This window comes from Holdemania sp. 1001302B_160321_E10, assembly GCF_015552275.1.
Taxonomy (GTDB): domain Bacteria; phylum Bacillota_I; class Bacilli_A; order Erysipelotrichales; family Erysipelotrichaceae; genus Holdemania.
The window spans coordinates 1-14,444 of sequence record NZ_JADNEM010000010.1 but is presented as its reverse complement, the minus strand read 5'-3'; the positions used below and the strand labels follow the sequence as shown (position 1 = coordinate 14,444).

The 14,444-nt window shown below is 50.3% G+C and carries 15 protein-coding genes; 5 read left to right on the top strand and 10 right to left on the bottom strand.

The genetic code is table 11. The annotated features are described in order from the left end of the window. Positions 1–87: 87 nt before the first annotated feature. The 5 genes from I2D94_RS07650 to I2D94_RS07630 all read right to left on the bottom strand — a co-directional run bounded on the left by I2D94_RS07650 (position 88) and on the right by I2D94_RS07630 (position 5,531). The gene (locus I2D94_RS07650) at positions 88–909 is read right to left on the bottom strand and encodes a PTS system mannose/fructose/sorbose family transporter subunit IID (RefSeq protein WP_195396198.1); all 822 of its coding nucleotides are present in this window, start codon (positions 907–909) and stop codon (positions 88–90) included. After that, positions 902–1,672 carry a PTS sugar transporter subunit IIC gene (locus I2D94_RS07645; protein ID WP_006059472.1) on the bottom strand — a complete coding sequence of 257 codons (771 nt, stop codon included), beginning with the start codon at positions 1,670–1,672 and terminating at the stop codon, positions 902–904. The genes I2D94_RS07650 and I2D94_RS07645 overlap by 8 nt, the downstream gene beginning before the upstream one ends. A 13-nt stretch (positions 1,673–1,685) precedes the next feature. Continuing rightward, positions 1,686–2,159, bottom strand: coding sequence for a PTS sugar transporter subunit IIB (locus tag I2D94_RS07640; protein ID WP_117895431.1), 474 nt, complete (start codon positions 2,157–2,159; stop codon positions 1,686–1,688). Next, a complete protein-coding gene (locus I2D94_RS07635) occupies positions 2,153–2,587 on the bottom strand; it encodes a PTS sugar transporter subunit IIA (protein ID WP_195396197.1) in 435 nt (144 codons plus the stop codon). The genes I2D94_RS07640 and I2D94_RS07635 overlap by 7 nt, the downstream gene beginning before the upstream one ends. Before the next feature lie 154 nt (positions 2,588–2,741). Continuing rightward, a complete protein-coding gene (locus tag I2D94_RS07630) occupies positions 2,742–5,531 on the bottom strand; it encodes a sigma 54-interacting transcriptional regulator (RefSeq protein WP_195396196.1) in 2,790 nt (929 codons plus the stop codon). Positions 5,532–5,696: 165 nt separating this feature from the next. On the opposite strand from I2D94_RS07630, the gene rpoN reads away from it, so the two are divergent. Together rpoN and I2D94_RS07620 are read left to right on the top strand one after the other, a co-directional pair. Then, on the top strand, positions 5,697–6,971 hold the full coding sequence (gene rpoN, locus I2D94_RS07625) for an RNA polymerase factor sigma-54 (protein WP_195396195.1): 1,275 nt from the start codon (positions 5,697–5,699) through the stop codon (positions 6,969–6,971). A 102-nt stretch (positions 6,972–7,073) separates the two neighbouring features. Continuing rightward, complete coding sequence (locus tag I2D94_RS07620; protein WP_195396194.1) at positions 7,074–8,213, top strand: GGDEF domain-containing protein; 1,140 nt, start codon at positions 7,074–7,076, stop codon at positions 8,211–8,213. Positions 8,214–8,258: 45 nt separating this feature from the next. On the opposite strand, the gene I2D94_RS07615 is transcribed toward I2D94_RS07620, so the two are convergent. From I2D94_RS07615 to I2D94_RS07600, 4 genes are all read right to left on the bottom strand, one after another. Then, positions 8,259–8,504 (bottom strand): hypothetical protein, encoded by a 246-nt coding sequence (locus I2D94_RS07615; protein ID WP_195396193.1) that lies wholly within the window; start codon positions 8,502–8,504, stop codon positions 8,259–8,261. Then, the gene (locus I2D94_RS07610; RefSeq protein WP_195396192.1) at positions 8,486–9,139 is read right to left on the bottom strand and encodes an HD domain-containing protein; all 654 of its coding nucleotides are present in this window, start codon (positions 9,137–9,139) and stop codon (positions 8,486–8,488) included. Before I2D94_RS07610 ends, I2D94_RS07615 begins: the two co-directional genes overlap by 19 nt. A 475-nt stretch (positions 9,140–9,614) precedes the next feature. Further along, positions 9,615–10,028, bottom strand: a complete 414-nt coding sequence (locus I2D94_RS07605) for a hypothetical protein (RefSeq protein WP_195396191.1) — start codon at positions 10,026–10,028, stop codon at positions 9,615–9,617. Positions 10,029–10,124: 96 nt separating this feature from the next. Next, positions 10,125–10,730: a uracil-DNA glycosylase family protein gene (locus tag I2D94_RS07600; protein WP_195396190.1), complete on the bottom strand. Its 606-nt coding sequence runs from the start codon at positions 10,728–10,730 to the stop codon at positions 10,125–10,127. 255 nt (positions 10,731–10,985) lie between these two features. On the opposite strand from I2D94_RS07600, the gene I2D94_RS07595 reads away from it, so the two are divergent. Continuing rightward, complete coding sequence (locus tag I2D94_RS07595; protein WP_195396189.1) at positions 10,986–11,612, top strand: hypothetical protein; 627 nt, start codon at positions 10,986–10,988, stop codon at positions 11,610–11,612. An 89-nt stretch (positions 11,613–11,701) separates the two neighbouring features. Next, positions 11,702–12,028 carry a MazG nucleotide pyrophosphohydrolase domain-containing protein gene (locus I2D94_RS07590; protein WP_072683886.1) on the top strand — a complete coding sequence of 109 codons (327 nt, stop codon included), beginning with the start codon at positions 11,702–11,704 and terminating at the stop codon, positions 12,026–12,028. A 450-nt stretch (positions 12,029–12,478) separates the two neighbouring features. On the opposite strand, the gene I2D94_RS07585 is transcribed toward I2D94_RS07590, so the two are convergent. Beyond that, entirely contained in the window at positions 12,479–13,300 is an 822-nt protein-coding gene (locus tag I2D94_RS07585) for an HAD family hydrolase (protein ID WP_195396188.1), read from the bottom strand. 221 nt (positions 13,301–13,521) lie between these two features. Here I2D94_RS07585 and I2D94_RS07580 point away from each other — a divergent pair, with 221 nt between their 5' ends. Beyond that, positions 13,522–14,292: an AIM24 family protein gene (locus I2D94_RS07580; protein WP_195396187.1), complete on the top strand. Its 771-nt coding sequence runs from the start codon at positions 13,522–13,524 to the stop codon at positions 14,290–14,292. The last annotated feature ends 152 nt before the right edge of the window (positions 14,293–14,444 follow it).

The window sequence follows — 14,444 nt, the reverse complement described above, 5'->3', positions numbered from 1 at the left end:
ATCCGATCAGGCAGAGGACTCCCTGCCTGATCGTTATTCTTCTTTCTTTCATTGTAGCTTGAAATCCGGTTGTTTTACAGACTTCGCTTAGAAAATACCAATCCAGGTACCCAGAATTGCGAAGATCATCAAACCGAAGATCAGCAGCGTTGCGTTGACTTTCTTATTCAGCAGTTTGAAGCAGAACAGCGTCAGCAACAGCGGAAGCAGATTCGGGAAAATCGTGTCCAGCATTGCCTGGATCGACTGTTCCGCGCCGCCCATCGTGAATACGAAACCGATTTTGCAGGAAACCATCGTCGCCGTCATCGCGCCGACGGTCATCAGGCCGACCGTGCTGGCCGCCTTGGTGATAAAGCTCATGATGCCGTTTTCCGCGGCGCTGCTCATAAACTTCGCGCCTAAGCTGTAACCGACATACGGACCTAAGAAACGGACGAATGCGGATGGGATGTTATACATTAATAAGAAGACAATCGGTCCAAGAATGTTGCCGCCGGCCGCCAAGCTCAAGCCGACGCCCATCGAGATGACACGCCAGGTACTCTGGAAAATCGAATCGCCGATGCCCGCGAACGGACCCATCAGGGAAGACTTCACCGCGGAGATCGAGGATTTATCAAAGTTTGGATCTTCCGCGCCCTGCTTTTCCATCGAAGCGACCAGACCGGTGATAAAACCGGAAACGCTTGGGGTCGTGTTGAACAGTTCCCAATGCCGCTTATAGCCTTCAATCCGGTCTTCTTTTTCCGGATAATATTTGTTGATAACCGGGATCATCGTGTATAAGAACGCCAGCGCCTGCATTTTTTCCCAGCAATACGGAGCGCTCATGGTATGGGATCGCATCGCGATCTGGAAACACATCTTATTTTCTTCTTCAGTTAAATTGAATTTTTCCTTAATCATTGAACAGTTCCTCCTCTTCTTCAGCGGATGATTGCGTTGGTTTGTGACTGCTTTCGACATACAGCACGATGACGTACAGGATGCCCAGAATCGCGATCGCCATCAGCGGCAGACCCAGATACGACGAGAGAATGAATCCGACGAAGAAGTAAACCGCCAGCTTTTTGGTCCACATCATCTTTAACAACAACGCGAATCCGACCGCTGCCAGCATACCTGCCGCAACGCCCATACCATCTAAGAAGACAGCTGGCAGAACGTCGATAAACTGCTGGACCGCAACGGAACCGAGCGCCACCGCACCGCCGCAGATCAAGGCTTTAAAAACATACATCGTTGCGGAAACGACCGGCATCATACGCTGTAAACCTTTATAATCGCCCTTGGCTACCATTTTGTCGATCATCGGCGACCACAGGGAACGCAGTGCGACTAACGGTACGAACAAAGTCTGACACAAAATTGAAGCTGGAATCGCCAGAGTAAAGGCGGTTTCCACGCCCTGACCTAAAATAATCGCGTAGGCTGTGCCAACGGCGGTGCCTGAACAGGCATCCGGCGGAACTGTGCCGCCGATCGCCATGACGCCCATGAAGACCAGTTCCAAACTGGCTCCGACGGTTACGCCGGTCGCGACATCCCCTAAAACAATTCCGATCGCTGTGCCCACGATCAATGGGCGTGTTGTCATTGGGTAGGAGCACCAGGTTTCAATGAACTCCAGCGCGAAGACAGTCAATCCTACCAAAACTGCTTGCATCATAAGTTTTTCCTCCTCAAATAATCTTTTTTACGTCGGTCTTTGATTCGCTTGGAACCATCTGAATTTCAACTTTGTCCACCAGAGAATTCAATTCCCGTAAGGCGTCGATGTCCGCATCGTCCATGTGAACGTTCGCTGCTACCTGTCTGCTTCCCTCCTTTTTCTTGACTCCTCCGATGTTGACGGTGGTAATCTGATTGCCTGTCGCTTTCGCCAGTTCCAAGGCGTCCTGAACCGTTCTGACAATCAGGAAAATCCGGGTTTTCTTTGTGCGCGGATCATTCAGCAGCACCGCTGCGTCCTTCACCGTTTTGATCGCGAGCTTCACGCCGGCCGGTTTGGCCATCTTGAACGCCAGCTTGCTCATCTCGTTGGTCGCCGCCTCGTCGTTGGCGATAAGAATCGCGTCCGGCGCGACCTGATTCACCCAGGTCACCGCGACCTGTCCATGAAGCATCCGGTCATCCACTCTGCACAGCTCTACCATAAAACATCATCCTCCATTCCCTTTTCAATTTGTTCCACCGCCTGCTTGTGCGACAACACGGTGATCGTGTCCTTTGCCGACTGCACGGCGTTTTCCAACAGTTCCATCGTCGGAATGTCCTGAACGTTCAGATGGCATTCCAGAATCATCGACAACGTCACGCCGCCGACCAGATACACATTCGGATACCGGCACAGTTCCGTCAGCTGATTATGCACGCTGCCGCCATGAATATCGCAGAAGATCATGAAGTCGCAATCCGGCTCGGCTGCGACCTGCCGTTCGATCCGGCGGGCGATCTCGGCCGGGGATTCGTAACGATCCAATCCCAGAGCCTGAATTTCTTCGCAATCGCCCATGATCATTTTGGCGGCGCTGAGCACCCCTTCGGCCATGGATCCATGAGAAGCCAGAATTATCTTTCTCACGGGCTGTCCTCCCTTCTCTACTTACGCTCAAATATAAGCAATTAGTATGCCAATTCGAGTTTTTTTGCGTAATTTCTATTTTTTGGAAGAAAAAAAGCTGAAATTCCGGAATTCTTTCTGAAATTTCAGCTTTTGTACAGTGTGATTCATGCTTTTATTCAAAGTAACCCGTTTCATCTTCGACACTATTTTCCTCTTTCTCGACACTGCCCAGCGCAATGTATTCATACAAATAGCCAATTTCCGACAGCGGAATCGACACATTGTAAATCCGTTCCACCTCGGCGAAGCTCTTGCGGATGACGTCGATGAAGTCCTGATGCTCCCGCTGCAGCTCGTCCAATTTGTCGTATGGGGCGACGGTCTTGTTGATGATCAGCCGTTCGATCAGACAGCTGATATGCAGGTACAGACCGACCTTGACGTTGCTCGTAATCCGCAGACCCAGCTGCGCCTCAATCGACCGGATAATCGTCTCGACGTTGCCGAGAATGATTTCCGGGTTGAGAATGGTCAGATAGTTCAACAGATTTTCCATCGGGAAGTTGCGCAGCAGGTTGTCGTTAAACTGCTGGATCTCGTCCGGGCTCATGAATTCGTTAAGCAGCTCGGAGATCTTCTCGATGTTCTTCTGTTCGATCAGCTCCTCCAGCGAGATGAATTCCACACCCTTGATCTTCGGATCCATCGTACCGACGACGAACAGAATGTTGTATTTGTCAAACACCGGAGCCTGGGAACCCATCGTCTCGATACTGTCGTATTCGTAGGAAAGCACCGGGATGTTCTGCCCTGCCGGCAGACTCTTTTCCAGCAGCTTCTTAATCTTCTCTGCCGTGCCGAAGCCGCTCTGGCAGATCGACAGGATCGCGTTGACCTTCTGGCGGTTGCGGACGATCAGGTAACGGTGCTGGTTGCGGTTGGCCGCTTCCTCCAGAATCGTTTCAATCCCTTCCCCCTCCATGATCATACATCCGATATCCAGCGCCAGCTTGGTCGTGACGTTGTTAATGATGCCGATATCGACATTCTTTAAATTTTCCGTGTACTTGTAAATTTCCTCCAGCGATCCCATATCCACCATCAACAGCACTTCCTTGCACCCTAGGTGTTTCAGATAGTCGGACACCTTGCGGATGATCACGTCCACGCCGCATTCGATCGGCATGTCGATGGCGTCGAAGATCTTGCGGCGAAGCAGCTGGTTGGCGACCTCGGCGATACTGCTGGCAATGTTGAAACCGTGCGCGATGATCAGCACCGGAATCTGCGAGGTTTCCATCTCGCGGTTAAAATACATCATGTAGATCAACAGATCAAGATATCCGATCCCCTCCAGCTTGATGTTCAGACTGTCCTGAATCAGCCGGGCGACGTTGTGGATCGCCGTGGCATTGATCGGAAACAGGCGCTGAATCGCCTCGATGCAATCCTGTATTTCCCTGTGGTATTTCTTGTCCAGCGGCAGGCAGGAAACATTGTGGCTGGCAAAATCGAGAATGAAGCGCGACATCGTCACGACCTCGGAATTGCTCAGCTTTTCCAGATTGTATTTCTGCGCCGTGATCTGATAGATATTCTCAACCAGACTGGCCGTCAGATCGTCCTTGGGCGTTTTGCCTGCAGGATTGTTGAAGAATAAATAATCCGTGTAGCCTTCCAGCAGGATATAGGCTTTTTCAATAAACTCCGGCATCGGCAGATTGTTCCGGTATTGTTCGATCAGCCCCTTATTGAAGGTATAAAGCATTGTTTCAAAATACTTCTGCTTCATCATCTGGCGGGTGTCGATCATCTTGCCATCGTCATATTCCATCAGCTCGCCGTTGGCGGTTCCGCTTTGAAGCAGGAAGCTGGGCAGATCGTACAGATGCAGTTCGACCGGATCGGCAGCCGGATCGCGCAGATAAGCTTTGGCGACGCTGGCGCGGATCGTATTGACCAATTCTCCGACGTTGCCGGGATAGGCATGATTGACCAGTGTCTGGTAGGCCAGTTCACTGAACACGACCTGCCGGGCGATCTTCCCGCTTTCCTGAGTCACGATCTCATGCACCAGCTCGCGCTTTTCCTGCAGGGAGCGGTCGACGAGCGAAGGCACCTGAACGAGAATCGGAATCCGCCGCAGCAGTGTTTTCAGCAGCACCTTCTGCGGGTCCTCCGTCGTCGCGAAGATCAGCCGCACCTTTGCGGAATACCACGTTTCGTTATCGCCGACCATGTGATAGATGCCTTTGTCCATAAACAGAAAGATCTTCTCCTGACATTCCGGTTTCAAGGCATGAATCTCATCGAGAAACAGCACGCCCCCGTCGGCCAGTGCCAGTAACCCTGCCTTATCCTTTTCCGCTCCGGTGTAAGAGCCTTTCTTATAGCCGAACAAATTCGTCAGAAACAACTCCGGATTGTTGGCGTATTCGGCGCAGTTGACGGTGACGAAGCTGCCCTTCTTGTCCAGAATTCCTTTTTCCACGCTGTATTCGTAGGTCAGCTGCGCGATATAGCTTTTGCCCGTGCCGGTCTGTCCCTGCAGGAGAATCGGCAGGCCGATGCCGGGATAGGTGATCGCCGCCTTGCATTGCTCGACGCATTGCTTCAGACTTTCCTGATGCCCGACCAGCTTGCGGAAAGACACGATCTTTTCCTTCCGCGTCGTTACATCCCGCATAAGCTCCTCCACCGAATCGTAGGCCGGTTCCAGATCTTCCGCCTTCGTCCGCTCGCACAGCGCGGCTTTGCTTAAAAAGTAGACCGGACGCGTGTTGATTTTAATAACCGTCCCCTCGCCATGGGCTTCGTTAAGATATTGCGAAACAAGATTGCGGCTCACGCTGAAACGCTCCGCCAGCCCCTGAGCGCTTAAGCCGGACAGATCGTTCCAGGCGAAACAGCGGATTGCTTCCGCCAGCGCGTCCAGAATTTTTTTCTTCGCCGGACTTTCCATGATTACCCCTCCTTCTGTTCTCCCCTTGGAATAATTCGTTGAAAAAAGATTACAATTTAAGAATAGGTTCGGAATTCGACTTTGTCAATCAAACGCGAATTAATTTTGAGAGCGCTGTCACCAAGTCCCGGTTGTGCTACAATAAGAAAAAAGGAGGGAGACCGCGTGAAAAGTACGTTTGCCTTAACGCCGAAGATCCAGCCTCAGCACCGGCTGAAACCGGCGATGCTGGAATCTTTGAACATCCTGCACATGAGCTCCGACGCGCTGGCGGCCTACCTGGACGAGCAGATGCTGAGCAATCCGCTGCTGGAATGGAGTGATCAACGGCCAGTCAAGAGCGGCGATCTTTATGAGAAAGCCGGGCAGTTTGTCGCGGCCGAGGTTTCCCTGAAACAACAGCTGCGGCAGCAGGCGGCAGTTTTGTTGGAACCGGCGGATCAGGTTATCGCCGAAACGTTGATCGGCTTGCTGGACGAGGACGGTTATCTGCGCGAAAAGACAGATGAGCTGTGCGGTTTGTTGAAGATCGGCGAACCACGGCTGAACCGGATTTTGTCTTTATTGAAAACCTTGAAGCCCGCCGGGGTGTTCGCTCAGGATCTGCGCGAATGCCTGCTGCTTCAGCTTATGGAATTGCATCCGGAAAATGAACTGGCCCGGCGGCTGACCGGGCAGTTGGAAGCACTGGCACGGGGCAGTACGGCGGCCTTATGCAAGACGCTGCATTGCACGGCGGATCAGCTAAACGAAGCGATTGCCGCAATCCGCAGCTGTGATCCCAAACCCGGCCGCAGTCAGGGCGCCGCGGCCGCTCCGCTGGCTTGCGAGGTGGCGGTGGAAATCGAAGACGGACAGTTTAAAATCACTTTGACTCACAGCTTCAGCGAGCTGATTTTCAATCCGCTGCCGATCGACGATCCATCGGTTCAGGAATATTTGAAACAAAAAACGACAGCTGCCAAAAACCTGCTTCTGGCAATCCAAAAACGCAACCAGACATTGGCGGCGATCACTGAAGCAATCTGTCTGAACCAGAAAGGATTCTTTATGGAGGGACGGCCTTTAATGCCCCTGACCCGCCATCAGATCGCCAGTCAGCTGGGGCTGCATCCTTCAACGGTTTCCCGCTCGCTGGCTGGCAAAGGTCTGGAATTTAACGGTCAGCTTTACCCGTTCTCCATCTTTTTCTCCGCCAAGATTCAGGACGAATTAAGCCAGGATCAGGTGCTGCGGCAGCTGAAACACTTAATCGACGAAGAAACGCCTGACACGCCGCTGAGCGATCAACAGCTGAGCGACCGGCTGAAAACGCTGGGCTGCCCGATCAGCCGGCGAACAGTCGTCAAATACCGGGAAAAACTGCACATTCCCGATTCCCGAGTCCGCCGCCAATGGGCGCAGACCGCGTTAAACCGCAAACATTCAGGAAAAATCTGAAAACCAGCCGAAGTTTCCCCTTCTTTTCTCATCTTGTTAAAATTATTAACAACCTGTCTTCAGTTCTCTGTTATAATAAACTTACATATTGAAGGTGAGTTTATGCAGCGATGGAAAAGACGCGTCGATCTTCAGGTTTCCCTGCTTACGGCAGCTGTTGTTTTTTTGTCTTCTTCCGTCGTTTTTATTTTATGTTACACGTATACGTATGCCGGAATGATTTCAGAATTAAAAGAGCGGGTTCATGCCATCGTCAGCTTTGCCAACACGTCGCTGGATCCGCTCACCTTCACGGAAATTCATGACCGGGGCGATATGACCTCTCCGCTTTACCAACAGACCGCCCAGCTGCTGCGCGATATCCGCAGCGCGACGGGAGTGCGTTATTTATATACGGCGACCGTTACGGAAAACGATACCCTGATCTATTTATTAGATGGTCTGGAGCCGGAAAGCGAGGATTTCCGCTATCCCGGCGATCTGATTGAACCGGAGATTCAACAGGATCTGCGGACAGCGCTGGCCGGCACGGAGATCCTGCCGAATACCATCAAGGCGACGGACTGGGGAAAAATATTCATCGCCTATTCACCCGTCTATCAGGATGATGCGGTCATCGGTGTGGTCGGCGTCGAATTTGACGCCGGGAGACAGGCTGAAATTTATCATCAGCTGCGAAACTCTATTCCCCTCACCTTAATCTTTGCCTGCGGCCTGACCACGGTGATCGCCTTCTTTGTTTTCCGCCGCATTTCCAATCCGCATTATAAAGATCTGGCGATAACGGATCAGCTGACGCAAATGCGCAACCGCAATGCTTTTGAAGTGGATATCGGCAATCTCAACGCTTCTCATCAGTTTAAAAAAATGGGTATTCTTGTGGCGGATCTGGATCATTTAAAACAGGTCAACGATGAGCTGGGGCATATTCAGGGGGATTTGTATATCCAGAAAGCCGCTGCAATCCTGCAGGAGTGTCTCAAACCCCAGGCGGTGCTGTATCGGACTGGAGGAGATGAGTTCGCGGCTTTGATTTTGGACACCTCCGGGCGAAAAGACTTGAGCGATCTCTGCACGCAGCTGCGGGCGCTATATAAAAAACACCGGCCCGACTGGCCCGTAGAGACCGGCTTATCGGTCGGCTGGGCTGTTTATGAGATCGGCGATCAATCTGTCGAGGACATCTATCGGCGGGCAGACAACGCGATGTATCAAGATAAAGCGGCGGCCCATCAACAATAAGACAAGGCTTCAGCGAACTGGGGCCTTGTCTTTTCTTTCATTTCTTCACCGTGCATGTTCTTTCGTTTCTTCAGCGTGCATTTTTTTCAGTATGGGCTTTAAGATTGGCTGATTCTCGGTTTTTTCCCCTTCGCCTTTCTTATCCTTCCGCCAGCCTGAAATGAATTTTGCTTTCCCAATCAAAGCTGAATTACCAGAATCAAGGCCGGAAATCGTTCCGACCTTTTCCTCTCTTTGCCCTGTGTTTATCTGTTTCTTTACCAAATTGCGGCTTATGCCTGACTGTTCCATTCGTCAAAGAATTCCTGGAGGTACTGTTCCATAAACACCGTGCGTTTTCGAGCCAGACGCCGGCCTGTTTCCGTGTTCATCATTGATTCCAGAAGCAGCAGTTTTTCATAGAAATGGTTGATCACCGTGCTCCGCTCGCTGCGGTAAGCGGCAGCGTCCATCTGAGTGCGCGGCGGCAGTTTAGGGTCGTACATCGGATTGCCGACATGGCCGCCATAATAGAAGGTCCGGGCAATTCCAATCGCGCCGATCGCATCCAGCCGGTCCGCATCCTGGACGATTTGCCCTTCTTTGGATAAGATCTGCTTTTCGCTCAGATTCTTGGAAAAAGACAAATGATCAAGTATCGTGAATACCGGTCTTTGAATCGACGGATCAATTTCCGCCAGACGGTCTTCCAAAAGCTGATGTTCCTTTTGAGGATCCGCCGTCAGCTTATCGTCGATGACGTCGTGAAGCAGCGCTGCGGCGACGATCAGATAGAGATCGCAGGGCGCTTCGCTGCGGGTGATCAAGACCGCGTTGTTGACCACGCGCAGAATATGATCGAGACTGTGTCCGCTGGTGTCGCCGGCCAATTTGGATTGCGCGATGGCATAGAATTTCCGGCAGTTTTCAATTTGTGTGCTATTCATGTTTCTCCTTTTCGGGCTCAAGCCGCCCGGTTTGTCTGTCAGGTTCCATTGTACTCCGTTTGTTCATCAATCAGGCTTGGGATGATTACAAGATGGAAAACTCAAACGATGCCGTCGTCGGCTTCGTCACAATCTGAATTTGAAGTAGAAAAATCGGATTCTCTTTTCTTGGAAGACGCCGAAAACACGCTTCTGCGGCAAACGCCTGCTTCGCGGGGGGGGGGGGGATTCTTTTTTCGCTATTTCTGTTCCTGAGTAGCTGGATCAAAGATCTGATTATCCGCTGACAGTCTGAATTTCCCCGCCGCTGACTTTAACAAAGCGTTATCGCATAATGCCAGAATCGACCGCGGCACGGCTGGCCTGTCGGATTTCTTCTCGCTGTTTGTCACTTGTTCGATTGAAATGGGGCTCCAGATAGATTGAAACCAACCCCAATCCGCAGATTTGTACCCATGCCGGGCCACTGTCAAGCTCAGCGCAGAGAAACGGAAGTGACCACCCGGCGGATCAGTGTTTCGTTCTGATCGTAAAAGTCCCGGTCAAACGATCCTGTTACGGTATAATACCGGGCTTGACCTTCAAAGAACAACAACTGCAGTCTGACGCTTTTGCCTTCCTTCAGCACCGCCAGCCGGCCGCGGTCACCCTGCCTTGAGACAACGAGCTGATCTTCAGAATCCACGAGGGGGAAAGTCCATGCGGGTACGCCATATTGATAAATCATCCTGAGCGCGTTCTGACCGGAAGGATCGCTGAGTGTCAGGCCATAATTCGGTGGAATTTCACTGATCAGCGGGGTGTGGATATCCGCATCGCACACACAGCTCCAGCCCGCCGGCAGTTCGATCGAAAATTCCGGATCTCCAGGTACTTCCGATTTAAACACGCAGCGTTTTTCTGCAAGATGCAGGAGAATACTGACGCTCAAAATTACTGCGATTCAGGATGGGACAGACTTTCATCAAGCGGGAAATCATTGTCATCAACCTCTTTTACGAATCACGGCGTGAATTTGAGCGCGGATTTCCGGCATCCGCCGCTGCTCAAAGTCAGGATGATCCTTCAGCCATTTGCGGTTTAATGGAGAAGGGTGGGGCAGCGTAAAAACAGGAATCCCCCGGAAGCTCTGTGTTTGGAAGATTAATTCTTCCAGCGCGAGTTCAGGATAGAACCACTGTGCGGCATAGCTGCCGATCAAAATGATGCGCTGCGGCTGCACCAGTTCCAGTTCCCGCCGCAGATACAGCTCGGCACATTGCTTCGGCGGTCGAAGATCGCCGCTGCCTTTGGCTTTACCGGGATAACACCGGGCGATCGAAGCAATATAAAACAGCGCGGGATCATAAAATTCCGCATCCGTAATCTGATACCACTCCTGTTTCAGCTTTTTGCCGCTGGCGTCATTAAACGGCAGTCCGGTTTCCATTACGCGCCGGGACGGGGCCTGACTGATCTGAAATATTTTGGAATCGAGATTTCCCTGAAATACCGGGCGCGGTTCATCCTTGATCTGTTGCCGGCATTCCCGGCAGTTCTGAAGCTGAACTTTCAACCGTTCAAATTGTTCCCTTCGCTCTTCATTGTTCATTTCTTGTTCCTCAATCCTCGTGCTTTGTTTCATTATACCACGCTTTTAGGGAATTCATCCGGTGTTCCTTCAGGCTGTTGACCATTGGAATCTCATTGCAAAAGCGTAAGGAAAATGCTTTAATTCAGTCAGAAGCAAAACGACGCAACGATTCAATGATCCGATTCATCTAAAGGGCGAAAAAACCGAGTTCATATAGTTTCGATCCAAGAGATCAGCCATTTTGCTGAAGCGTTATAAAAGGAGGATAAAAGGATGAAACCAAGTACGAGAATAATTTGTCTTGCCGGACTTCTGCTCAGTCTGCTGAGCAGCTGCCAACAGACCGCCGGTTCAAAATCAGAACTCAGCCTGAAAGCCGCTGCTTTCAATCAGGAAGACGCCGCGATTGCCAAACAATTTGGCTATTCGTCAGATCCCCTGATTTTCCAGTTTACAACGGACAGCTCCGTTCAATCGCTGCATTATACGGTTTATACGCTGAATCAGGGACAATGGGAAGCCCAATGGACCGGCGATCAAAGCTTATCCGGCCTCCGCGGCCGCATCGCCGTATATACCGACGAACTGCCGAAAGGCTATACATTGATTATGCAATGCGATAATGTCTGTGTGAAAGACGAACTGCGCGTGGAAAATCCCGATTTTTCAATGCCGGAACCAGCGGTCTTATCAACGGCGGTTCTGAGTGAAGAAACGTTATGGACGAAAGGCCGGGAATTCCCCATACTGATTCAACAGATTTCCACCCATGAAAATAAGGGCGCAGTAAATCTGGAACAATTTTTCAAACCGGATCACTTTTCCGATCAGGACGAGGTCTGGGCCTTGACTCTGATTTTTCAGGAATCAGAGAATTCACGGCAGTTGCCTTCAAAGTGATCCTTGAAAATCGCAAATAGAAAACCCTATATGTAGGTGCTATAATAGAAACATACAAAACGACAAAGCAAAATTTGTGGAGGCAATTTATGAGCGATTTCAGCATTAAGGATATGCTCTTCATGCAGCAGACATTGCAGGAAAAATATAAAGATAAGTGGGAAACGATTGGCCCTGAAGCGGGAAAACACAAATTGTTGTGGATGATCGGTGAAATAGGCGAGGTCGTAGATATTATTAAAAAAAATGGAGACGTCAAGGCACTTGAAGATCATGCGTTACGAAGACATCTGATTGAGGAAATGGCGGATGTTCTTATGTATTACAACGATGTCCTTCTTTGTTATGGAATCAGTGATGAAGAACTCAAAGAGGCATATACGACCAAATTTGAAAAAAATATGAAACGCTGGTGAATTCCAGTTTGGGATATTTCCAACAAGCAAAAATCTCTCTTTCTTTCATAGACGGAAACAAATGATTTTTAGAAATGTGACGAAGGTTAATGGGCCTTTGAGGTATAACCTCCACACTCTATCCATTGTAAAAGCTGTATTGGCAAGACCTGATGAACCTCTAATGCATAGATAGCGGCATGAACAAGGGTATCCTGAATCGCCTTCGCGGGTGTGATAATACCGTCCTGTGTTTTTATTTCTTGCCTTATTTGTGGTGCTAAAATGGTGCTCAACTTTACAAAACTGACTTAATCGGAGATATAAAGTAATAAATGGAACTATGCGGAAAACCATAATTTTAAGCCATCTTCTCATGGTATCATAAACTTTTATGCAGACTTACAAGAAGATTTCCGTCTATTAAAGCAATAAAAAATAAACGGGATTTGAATCCCGTTGTTTTTGTGTTTAGCTGTTTTTTTCTGCCAACAGATGTTGGGCGATAAACTTCCCGACGCCGTCGTGATCGTGATCCGCCGTGATAAAATCCGCGGCACTTTTTGTTTTCTCGCTGCCGTTGGCCATGACCACGCCCATTCCGGCATGGATCGTCATGTCGTAATCGTTATCCGCATCGCCGAAGGTGCAAAGCTCCTCCATGGTGAAACCATGCAGCGCCATGACTTCTTTCAAGCCCTGCGTTTTCGATACCCGCGGATCCATGTATTCAAACAAAACGCTGGCCGTGATCAGGCCGGCCGATTTGGTTTTCGGAACGGTAAACGTATGACTGCGGGCAACGACCGTTTCCATCATTTCCGGATCACAGACAATCATGACCTTCGGCCGGGGTTGATTCAGAAATTCATCATAATCGACCACATGGTAGGGAATATGATCTACCCGGGAAAGCCGCTGGATGAACCGGTCATCCTTGGGCGCAAACAATTCCCCCTGCCAGGGAATCGCAAAGTTCACATCCAGATCCTGATAATGTTGGATGACCTGCCAGATAACGTCACCGTCCAAAGGAAAACTGCTTTTTTCCACATTCAACAGAAAGTCAGCGATTTCCGCGCCGCCCGTACCGACAATCGCATCGACGAGTCCGTCAATGCCCCAACGCTCCAGTTGATTTTTAACACTATGCACATCCCGGCCCGTCGCCAGACCAAACAGAACGCCCTGCGCTTTTATTTTTTTAATTTGTTCGATGGTATAGGGAGAAACGACTCCCTGGCTGTTCAGCAACGTTCCATCCACGTCGCACATGATTGCTTTGATCGCCATTTTCTAGTCCTCTCTGATTTCACAGTCCTATTCATTATAAATCAAAAAGCAGGGAATGCGGACATTGATTCGTAAATTCGTTAATTCACACAAAAATTTCCATGTCAGCCTCTTCTGGATCCCAAACCAGAAACCCTAAATCTTAACCTGAAATTAACAAAAGTCCGGCCTGACTCCACTTCGCGCATGGTATAATTGAAAAAAGAAAGAAGAGGAATCCCATGTATCAGATAAAGAATTTTCAGGATAACGACGACGTCCGGACGCTTGATCAGCTCGGCCCATTTACCGTCATCGAATATCTGCGCGATCTCAGCGTTACGCCCGGCTCTGCCATGACCGCTTATTATTGCAATGAGATGAATGTTCGCAAACGGCAGGTACTTTGCGATCTGGCGCAGGCCGATATCACCGTCCAGGCCGGCGCGATGCAGTGGATGGTCGGCGATGTGAAGGCAACGACCGGCGTCAAAGGAGTCGGCGATCTGTTAGGCAAAGCGATCCGCGGCAAGGCAACCGGCGAATCGGCGATCAAGCCGGAATACACCGGCAGCGGCACCTTGGTGCTGGAGCCGACTTACAAACATTTAATCTTGATGGATGCCGCAGAATGGAACGGCTCCGTCGTTCTTGACGATGGTTTATTCTTAGCCTGCGACTCCCGGCTGCAGCACAAAGCAGTCATGCGCTCGAATTTCTCCTCTGCGGTAGCGGGCGGCGAAGGTTTGTTTAATTTGAGCTTGAACGGGTCCGGCGTCTTCTGCATTGAATCCGATTGCCCGAAAGAAGAACTGGTGGAAATCACATTGAAAGACGACGTGCTGAAGGTTGACAGCAACTTTGCGATCGCCTGGAGCAATTCGCTGCAATTTACCGTAGAGCGTTCCAGCAAGTCCCTGATCGGTTCTGCCGCTTCCGGCGAAGGACTGGTCAACGTGTATCGCGGCACAGGGAAGGTTTTGTTAGCGCCGGTCGCAACGCTGCCGCGATAAGATCCTTTACGCAAAAAAAGACGGAATATCGGCGCTTCCGTCCTCTATGATCCGAAATCTTTCGGATCTTTTTTTGGCTCTTTCAAAAATAGTGTTGGTGAGAGAAAAACCGAAACAAGAAAGACGCAGATGAGTTCCAGAAATGGGACTCA

Excerpts from the sequence above, each read along its gene's own strand:
- I2D94_RS07650 (WP_195396198.1), bottom strand. The coding sequence starts at position 909 with ATGATTAAGGAAAAATTCAATTTAACTGAAGAAGAAAATAAGATGTGT.
- I2D94_RS07645 (WP_006059472.1), bottom strand. The coding sequence starts at position 1,672 with ATGATGCAAGCAGTTTTGGTAGGATTGACTGTCTTCGCGCTGGAGTTC.
- I2D94_RS07640 (WP_117895431.1), bottom strand. The coding sequence starts at position 2,159 with ATGGTAGAGCTGTGCAGAGTGGATGACCGGATGCTTCATGGACAGGTC.
- I2D94_RS07630 (WP_195396196.1), bottom strand. The coding sequence starts at position 5,531 with ATGGAAAGTCCGGCGAAGAAAAAAATTCTGGACGCGCTGGCGGAAGCA.
- I2D94_RS07620 (WP_195396194.1), top strand. The coding sequence starts at position 7,074 with ATGCAGCGATGGAAAAGACGCGTCGATCTTCAGGTTTCCCTGCTTACG.
- I2D94_RS07615 (WP_195396193.1), bottom strand. The coding sequence starts at position 8,504 with ATGGAACAGTCAGGCATAAGCCGCAATTTGGTAAAGAAACAGATAAAC.
- I2D94_RS07610 (WP_195396192.1), bottom strand. The coding sequence starts at position 9,139 with ATGAATAGCACACAAATTGAAAACTGCCGGAAATTCTATGCCATCGCG.
- I2D94_RS07600 (WP_195396190.1), bottom strand. The coding sequence starts at position 10,730 with ATGAACAATGAAGAGCGAAGGGAACAATTTGAACGGTTGAAAGTTCAG.
- I2D94_RS07595 (WP_195396189.1), top strand. The coding sequence starts at position 10,986 with ATGAAACCAAGTACGAGAATAATTTGTCTTGCCGGACTTCTGCTCAGT.
- I2D94_RS07590 (WP_072683886.1), top strand. The coding sequence starts at position 11,702 with ATGAGCGATTTCAGCATTAAGGATATGCTCTTCATGCAGCAGACATTG.
- I2D94_RS07585 (WP_195396188.1), bottom strand. The coding sequence starts at position 13,300 with ATGGCGATCAAAGCAATCATGTGCGACGTGGATGGAACGTTGCTGAAC.
- I2D94_RS07580 (WP_195396187.1), top strand. The coding sequence starts at position 13,522 with ATGTATCAGATAAAGAATTTTCAGGATAACGACGACGTCCGGACGCTT.